Source organism: Hymenobacter bucti (genome assembly GCF_042681145.1).
GTDB classification, from domain to species: Bacteria; Bacteroidota; Bacteroidia; order Cytophagales; family Hymenobacteraceae; genus Hymenobacter; species Hymenobacter bucti.
The window spans coordinates 1-1,701 of the sequence record NZ_JBHUFD010000013.1 but is presented as its reverse complement, the minus strand read 5'-3'; the positions used below and the strand labels follow the sequence as shown (position 1 = coordinate 1,701).

The window sequence follows — 1,701 nt, the reverse complement described above, 5'->3', positions numbered from 1 at the left end:
ACCGTGAGGGAAAGGTGAAAAGAACCCCGAGAGGGGAGTGAAATAGATTCTGAAACCATTTACTTACAAGTAGTCAGAGCACGTTAAAGTGTGATGGCGTACATCTTGCAGTATGGGCCGGCGAGTTATGTTAAAATATGCAAGGTTAAGCAGAAAAAAGCGGAGCCGTAGGGAAACCGAGTCTGAATAGGGCGACTTTAGTATATTGGCATATACCCGAAACCAGGTGATCTATCCATGAGCAGGTTGAAGCTTAGGTAAAACTAAGTGGAGGACCGAACCGTAGTACGCTAAAAAGTGCCCGGATGACTTGTGGATAGCGGTGAAATTCCAATCGAACCTGGAGATAGCTGGTTCTCTTCGAAATAGCTTTAGGGCTAGCGTATAGTATTGTTTAATGGGGGTAGAGCACTGAATGTGGAATGGCGGCATCTAGCTGTACTGACTATAATCAAACTCCGAATACCATTAAAATTAAGCTATGCAGTCGGAACGTGGGTGATAACGTCCACGCTCGCGAGGGAAACAACCCAGATCGTCAGCTAAGGTCCCAAAATTGTGTTAAGTGAGAAAGGTTGTGAGATTTCATAAACAACTAGGAAGTTGGCTTAGAAGCAGCCACCTTTTAAAGAGTGCGTAATTGCTCACTAGTCAAGAGATCTTGCGCCAATAATGTAACGGGACTCAAACACAATACCGAAGCTACGGGCACATTATGTGCGTTAGGAGAGCGTTTTAATTTCGTTGAAGTCAGACCGTGAGGACTGGTGGAGAGATTAAAAGTGAGAATGCCGGCATGAGTAACGATTCGAAGTGAGAATCTTCGACGCCTATTGGGAAAGGTTTCCTGGGCAAGGTTCGTCCACCCAGGGTTAGTCAGGGCCTAAGATGAGGCAGAAATGCATAGTCGATGGACAACAGGTTAATATTCCTGTACTTGGTAAAAGAATGATGGAGTGACGAAAAAGGATAGTTCTACCACTTACTGGATTGTGGGGTAAGCAACAAGAGAGTTATATAGGCAAATCCGTATAGCATAATCTTGAGTTGTGATGCATAGTGAAGACTTCGGTCGAGTAACGAATTGAATGATTTCATGTTTCCAAGAAAAGCTTCTAGTGTTAATTTTTTATCAACCTGTACCGAGAACGAACACACGTTCCCAAGATGAGTATTCTAAGGCGAGCGAGAAAACCAATGTTAAGGAACTCTGCAAAATAACCCCGTAAGTTCGCGAGAAGGGGCGCCTATTTTTAATAGGCCACAGAAAATAGGGGGGGCGACTGTTTATCAAAAACACAGCTCTCTGCTAAGTTGTAAAACGACGTATAGAGGGTGAAGCCTGCCCAGTGCCCGAAGGTTAAACGGAGATGTTAGCTTACGCAAAGCATTAAATTGAAGCCCCGGTAAACGGCGGCCGTAACTATAACGGTCCTAAGGTAGCGAAATTCCTTGTCAACTAATTATTGACCTGCACGAAAGGCGCAATGATCTCCCTACTGTCTCAACATTGGACTCGGTGAAATTATGGTACCAGTGAAAACGCTGGTTACCCGCATCAAGACGAAAAGACCCCGTGGAGCTTTACTATAACTTCGTATTGAAAATTGGTTTAGCATGTGTAGGATAGGTGGGAGACTTTGAAGCTGGGACGCTAGTTCTAGTGGAGTCAACCTTGAAATACCACCCTTGCTAAATTGA

General features: G+C 44.4%; 1 rRNA gene (only partly in view). It reads left to right on the top strand.

Annotated features, from left to right (window positions below):
* Positions 1 to 1,701, top strand: a 23S ribosomal RNA gene (locus ACFSDX_RS18955); its annotated part reaches 592 nt to the left of the window's first position; the annotation flags it as partial.